This is a genomic window from Halanaerobium sp. DL-01, assembly GCF_003338615.1.
In the GTDB taxonomy this organism is placed as follows: domain Bacteria; phylum Bacillota; class Halanaerobiia; order Halanaerobiales; family Halanaerobiaceae; genus QPJE01.
In genome coordinates this window covers 77,114-84,812 of record NZ_QPJN01000003.1, presented here as the reverse complement: position 1 = coordinate 84,812, position 7,699 = coordinate 77,114, and the positions used below count along the sequence as shown (strand labels likewise).

The window sequence follows — 7,699 nt, the reverse complement described above, 5'->3', positions numbered from 1 at the left end:
AGTCCCCAATGAAGGGGACTGCAATAATTAATTTGCTTATAACACTTCGCCAAAATTTAGTTTCAATTCTCAGTCCCCAATGAAGGGGACTGCAATTCTTCCTCTGAATAATCCATCTTGATCATACTGAGTTTCAATTCTCAGTCCCCAATGAAGGGGACTGCAATTTGATATAGTTACTAATACTATTGTTACTCAATTTGTTTCAATTCTCAGTCCCCAATGAAGGGGACTGCAATCATAGCTGCTAATTTTTTGTTAATTTCCATCATTTGTTTCAATTCTCAGTCCCCAATGAAGGGGACTGCAATGCTGGATATATTAAAAGAGAATTAATTAGAAATGTTTCAATTCTCAGTCCCCAATGAAGGGGACTGCAATTACAAAAATTAATCGATGAAGGCATAAAATTAGCTGTTTCAATTCTCAGTCCCCAATGAAGGGGACTGCAATGCTGGATATATTAAAAGAGAATTAATTAGAAATGTTTCAATTCTCAGTCCCCAATGAAGGGGACTGCAATTACAAAAATTAATCGATGAAGGCATAAAATTAGCTGTTTCAATTCTCAGTCCCCAATGAAGGGGACTGCAATATTGCAAAGATCAGCAAGAATTAGCTTTAAGATCCGTTTCAATTCTCAGTCCCCAATGAAGGGGACTGCAATCTTCTTCATTAAGTCCATCTACATAATATTGCCCGTTTCAATTCTCAGTCCCCAATGAAGGGGACTGCAATCCTGCAGCAGCTATCGAAAGCGGTAGATATGATAGTTTCAATTCTCAGTCCCCAATGAAGGGGACTGCAATGTTATCCAGTTTAAACCTTCATCACTACTTGATTGTTTCAATTCTCAGTCCCCAATGAAGGGGACTGCAATCTTGATAATTTGGGGTTTATGGTGTATAATAAAGGTTTCAATTCTCAGTCCCCAATGAAGGGGACTGCAATCATTGCTAGCGACCAGCTTTCCATCTGTTTAGGCGTTTCAATTCTCAGTCCCCAATGAAGGGGACTGCAATTACATTATCAAGTTTGTTGCGATAATATAATTTTAGTTTCAATTCTCAGTCCCCAATGAAGGGGACTGCAATAGCAGGCTTGTCAGTTAATTCTTCCATTGTGTCAAGTTTCAATTCTCAGTCCCCAATGAAGGGGACTGCAATTCTAGAAGTTCTGTTTAATTTCCATAATTTATCCGGTTTCAATTCTCAGTCCCCAATGAAGGGGACTGCAATATCCCATATCTAATTCTTCATACATTGCGTTGTAGTTTCAATTCTCAGTCCCCAATGAAGGGGACTGCAATTTATTATGGTCTGAAATTATTTTATTGTATTTAGGGGTGTTTCAATTCTCAGTCCCCAATGAAGGGGACTGCAATATGGTTGTGAAAGAAACATACCGGCAGGCACAAGGATGTTTCAATTCTCAGTCCCCAATGAAGGGGACTGCAATTTAACAATCAGGTTACTGTCAATCATGATACTGCAGTTTCAATTCTCAGTCCCCAATGAAGGGGACTGCAATAAAAGAATTGACAATTACTGAAATAAAAAATAAAGTTTCAATTCTCAGTCCCCAATGAAGGGGACTGCAATTTAGAGTGGAGGAAAACCACGAAGGCCTTTATTTTGTTTCAATTCTCAGTCCCCAATGAAGGGGACTGCAATTTCAAAGAAATTGCAAACAATCCGAATTTAGTAAAAGTTTCAATTCTCAGTCCCCAATGAAGGGGACTGCAATTGTCATTGACTGATTATATAGACTATTCCAGCAGGTTTCAATTCTCAGTCCCCAATGAAGGGGACTGCAATCACAGACAGTTAACGTAATACCAGCCAGCCAGCAGGTTTCAATTCTCAGTCCCCAATGAAGGGGACTGCAATTAAGGAAAAAGTAGATGAAAACGACAAAAAAGAGGTTTCAATTCTCAGTCCCCAATGAAGGGGACTGCAATACCACTTTGTCCTGTTTGTCCAGCGTTGCTAGCTTGTTTCAATTCTCAGTCCCCAATGAAGGGGACTGCAATCTATCCTGCCTTCTTGATTAGCAAGCTCGAAGCTAGTTTCAATTCTCAGTCCCCAATGAAGGGGACTGCAATTAAATCAGGTATTTTCTACGATAATAATCCCAGAGTGGTTTCAATTCTCAGTCCCCAATGAAGGGGACTGCAATGCGCCGGAAAGCTCAGGGAAAAGATTACCATACTTGTTTCAATTCTCAGTCCCCAATGAAGGGGACTGCAATAAAAGGTGTGGATGATGGTTTTCAGTGGTACTGGGTTTCAATTCTCAGTCCCCAATGAAGGGGACTGCAATCCGGTCACAGTTGCAATCATTTTTGCGTTATAAGGTTTCAATTCTCAGTCCCCAATGAAGGGGACTGCAATTAGTGCTGGCCGCAGATGGGAACCAGATAGGTATGTTTCAATTCTCAGTCCCCAATGAAGGGGACTGCAATATTAAATGGGAGTTTAAAGGGGAAAAAGGTAGCGGTGTTTCAATTCTCAGTCCCCAATGAAGGGGACTGCAATTTAATTGTAAAGCGGTTAAACCAGCTAATAAATTTGTTTCAATTCTCAGTCCCCAATGAAGGGGACTGCAATTCTTTTGAATCCGCCAAAAAATTGGTCTATGGAAGGTTTCAATTCTCAGTCCCCAATGAAGGGGACTGCAATTAAAGAGATTGAAATAGTTAACCGCCCTACATGTGTTTCAATTCTCAGTCCCCAATGAAGGGGACTGCAATTTTATACTTGAAGGTAAAGACCCAGGAAGGTATGGGTTTCAATTCTCAGTCCCCAATGAAGGGGACTGCAATATCATTTCTTTATATATAACCTTCCTTTCTTCACTGTTTCAATTCTCAGTCCCCAATGAAGGGGACTGCAATTTAAATATGCAGCTAAAAGAGTACAAGGAGATTGGTTTCAATTCTCAGTCCCCAATGAAGGGGACTGCAATTTGTGCAACCAGATCCAGTTGAGTAGCACTTAACTGTTTCAATTCTCAGTCCCCAATGAAGGGGACTGCAATGTCTGTAAGTCTATTTTTACCTGTAAGAGCATACTGTTTCAATTCTCAGTCCCCAATGAAGGGGACTGCAATTAATGAGAACCGTAAAAAGATACAGGCCCAGCTTGTTTCAATTCTCAGTCCCCAATGAAGGGGACTGCAATTAAAACTTCTGATTTTACAGAGATACGTGATATAAGTTTCAATTCTCAGTCCCCAATGAAGGGGACTGCAATCTTTATTTGACGATCAAAATTTTTTAAATGATAAAGTTTCAATTCTCAGTCCCCAATGAAGGGGACTGCAATAAAAATATTTGAGGCAAAAACTCCAGATGGTCTGGTTTCAATTCTCAGTCCCCAATGAAGGGGACTGCAATTTGAGCCTGTGATCGGAACAATATTACAACAATTAGGTTTCAATTCTCAGTCCCCAATGAAGGGGACTGCAATATTGAAGCTAATCCTACAAGAAAATCTAAAGTTATAGTTTCAATTCTCAGTCCCCAATGAAGGGGACTGCAATATAATGGAAAATATTAAACAAATTAAAAACTGGGTGTTTCAATTCTCAGTCCCCAATGAAGGGGACTGCAATTGATTTTGCCAGGGGAAATGAAGAGGACGAGGTCGTTTCAATTCTCAGTCCCCAATGAAGGGGACTGCAATGGCAGCAGAGAAGTTTATAACAATAGCAATACCACGTTTCAATTCTCAGTCCCCAATGAAGGGGACTGCAATATGACCGATAAAGAAGTTAATAATCTTATAGAAAAAATTGTTTCAATTCTCAGTCCCCAATGAAGGGGACTGCAATTCCAGGGTAGTCGGATATCTTTCTCCGATTTCAGTTTCAATTCTCAGTCCCCAATGAAGGGGACTGCAATCTCAATCTTTTTAGATAGAACAGATCGTTTATTAGTTTCAATTCTCAGTCCCCAATGAAGGGGACTGCAATTTAAGTGTGTAGTTGACGATCAACATAGAGTAGAGGTTTCAATTCTCAGTCCCCAATGAAGGGGACTGCAATATTGGTACTTATCGGACCATTTAGCACACGGCGAGTTTCAATTCTCAGTCCCCAATGAAGGGGACTGCAATATAATAATGGTAGAGATCAGGACCAGATGGAGCAGTTTCAATTCTCAGTCCCCAATGAAGGGGACTGCAATACTGAGTAAGGCGGTTGATATGCTTGAGAGCAGGGTTTCAATTCTCAGTCCCCAATGAAGGGGACTGCAATCAGAGGAGTTAGTGGATTTGTCGATAAATCAGGTAGTTTCAATTCTCAGTCCCCAATGAAGGGGACTGCAATTAAAAAAATTATGCAGGATAAGGATTTAGATATTGTTTCAATTCTCAGTCCCCAATGAAGGGGACTGCAATCAGATGGTAAGACTTCTATTTCAAATGGAATCAAAGTTTCAATTCTCAGTCCCCAATGAAGGGGACTGCAATTCAGCTTGGTGTTGATATCAATTCTACAGTTGGGTTGTTTCAATTCTCAGTCCCCAATGAAGGGGACTGCAATTCCTGATCTTGATCAGCAGACAAAAAATAGATTTGTTTCAATTCTCAGTCCCCAATGAAGGGGACTGCAATGAGAAGGACTATAAATATTTTCATTATCATTATTTGTTTCAATTCTCAGTCCCCAATGAAGGGGACTGCAATCCCGTTACAGTTGCAATCATTTTGGCATTATAAGGTTTCAATTCTCAGTCCCCAATGAAGGGGACTGCAATTTATATCCTCACAACTTCTGTAATTGTAGTTTCCGTTTCAATTCTCAGTCCCCAATGAAGGGGACTGCAATAGAGGAGTTAGTGGATTTGTCGATAAATCCGGTAGTTTCAATTCTCAGTCCCCAATGAAGGGGACTGCAATAATCACCTTCCTTTAATATGCCCAACTATAATCTGTTTCAATTCTCAGTCCCCAATGAAGGGGACTGCAATCCTCTCCTGCCTACCAAGCTCTGTTGTGCCGTTGTTTCAATTCTCAGTCCCCAATGAAGGGGACTGCAATTTAATAATCTCACTAATATGGGAATTAATCAAGGTGTTTCAATTCTCAGTCCCCAATGAAGGGGACTGCAATCAAACAGCCGTATGACTTAATCAAAAAAGAAACTGTTTCAATTCTCAGTCCCCAATGAAGGGGACTGCAATTTTGGCTTTTTAAGGTTGTTATCAACGCAATAACCGTTTCAATTCTCAGTCCCCAATGAAGGGGACTGCAATTTCAGGTATCATTTGCGAACATCCATTAATATGGTTTCAATTCTCAGTCCCCAATGAAGGGGACTGCAATTCTAGCACATTTGGTTATTCTGCAACTACAGGTGGTTTCAATTCTCAGTCCCCAATGAAGGGGACTGCAATAATGATCCGGAAGTGGCAGAAAGACAATTATTAAGTTTCAATTCTCAGTCCCCAATGAAGGGGACTGCAATCCATGGAGGATAAAATAGATGGATGGTTTTTAGGAGTTTCAATTCTCAGTCCCCAATGAAGGGGACTGCAATTTATATACTTTTCTCAATTCGGCTGTAGCATCTTTTGTTTCAATTCTCAGTCCCCAATGAAGGGGACTGCAATTTAGTAGATGTAACATCCAAAATACCATCTACAGTTTCAATTCTCAGTCCCCAATGAAGGGGACTGCAATCCCAACCTCTTGTTTTTTGCTATCCCAACTATATGTTTCAATTCTCAGTCCCCAATGAAGGGGACTGCAATTTTCTCCATATCCCGAACATAGGTATCGGATACTGTTTCAATTCTCAGTCCCCAATGAAGGGGACTGCAATCTCGCAGTGAAAAACATACCTTTGCTGCAGAGATGTTTCAATTCTCAGTCCCCAATGAAGGGGACTGCAATTTAATGCTTCTTACGGCAGGAGAAAAGCTCGCAAGTTTCAATTCTCAGTCCCCAATGAAGGGGACTGCAATTCTATTAGTAACAGCGATTAGGGCTTTATATGAGTTGTTTCAATTCTCAGTCCCCAATGAAGGGGACTGCAATTAAACGGCAATAAGAAAGAGTGTAGTTTAGGCTTTGTTTCAATTCTCAGTCCCCAATGAAGGGGACTGCAATTGGCAAGCTAAAAATGGAGAGTAAAGAACATATGTTTCAATTCTCAGTCCCCAATGAAGGGGACTGCAATCTGGTCATTATTTTCCGCTGCTATGGAGATCAGTGAGTTTCAATTCTCAGTCCCCAATGAAGGGGACTGCAATAAGAATATTCACAACCTGGAGAGGTGGGAATAGATGTTTCAATTCTCAGTCCCCAATGAAGGGGACTGCAATCTTAGATTATGCCGTATCTAATCTTAATGTAAAAAGTTTCAATTCTCAGTCCCCAATGAAGGGGACTGCAATAAAAGAACGATAGGTTACAGAGGTTATGTAACAAATGTTTCAATTCTCAGTCCCCAATGAAGGGGACTGCAATTTTTAATTTAGGAATTAGTGTGTCCCTGACAAAAGTTTCAATTCTCAGTCCCCAATGAAGGGGACTGCAATGTTAATAAATGGAACAGGGATAGAAGAGCCTATTGGTTTCAATTCTCAGTCCCCAATGAAGGGGACTGCAATTTCCGTTCGTCTAATACTGATTTGACTGCTGATTGTTTCAATTCTCAGTCCCCAATGAAGGGGACTGCAATTTCATCGCACCCAGTTAAAATAAATGAAGCTGCAGTTTCAATTCTCAGTCCCCAATGAAGGGGACTGCAATTTCTGTCCTGGACTTCTTCGTAATTTTTTGTCATGTTTCAATTCTCAGTCCCCAATGAAGGGGACTGCAATAGCCTGCTGCATCGGGTCGGTCTGCACACTATCTTGTTTCAATTCTCAGTCCCCAATGAAGGGGACTGCAATCTAAAAACGGTCATTTACCAAAAGGGTGCTATGATGTTTCAATTCTCAGTCCCCAATGAAGGGGACTGCAATTGAGAAAATATGCAAATTGCCAGTAAAACTAGACGAGTTTCAATTCTCAGTCCCCAATGAAGGGGACTGCAATTGTGCTCGTTTAGTTTGCGCAGCTGTGTTAAAAGAAGTTTCAATTCTCAGTCCCCAATGAAGGGGACTGCAATTTTATCATCCTCTACTCTAACAGGTTGTCCTTTCTGTTTCAATTCTCAGTCCCCAATGAAGGGGACTGCAATTATGGATATTAAGTATAAAACAGGCCGTATTGTTGTTTCAATTCTCAGTCCCCAATGAAGGGGACTGCAATCTAATATCAGCATTCCTGCAAAACTACCAATAAAGTTTCAATTCTCAGTCCCCAATGAAGGGGACTGCAATAGGGTGTGTATTACAGTAAAGACTTAAATTTTGTTGTTTCAATTCTCAGTCCCCAATGAAGGGGACTGCAATATAATTTATATGATAAATTACCTAAAATTAAACAGGTTTCAATTCTCAGTCCCCAATGAAGGGGACTGCAATCAATGAAATAACAACTGATTTTGGCAAGATTGATGTTTCAATTCTCAGTCCCCAATGAAGGGGACTGCAATGCAAATTGATTATTTTAATACTAACTTTTATACAAGTTTCAATTCTCAGTCCCCAATGAAGGGGACTGCAATCGGATTATTAGCCGGAGAAGCGGGAGCCGAACATCAGTTTCAATTCTCAGTCCCCAATGAAGGGGACTGCAATATTA

Annotated in this window: 1 CRISPR repeat array (only partly in view). The window is 40.5% G+C overall.

From position 1 onward, the window contains the following. Window positions 1–59 precede the first annotated feature (59 nt). A CRISPR array of direct repeats spans window positions 60–7,699; the repeat unit is 37 nt; unit sequence GTTTCAATTCTCAGTCCCCAATGAAGGGGACTGCAAT; it runs 4,661 nt beyond the window's last position.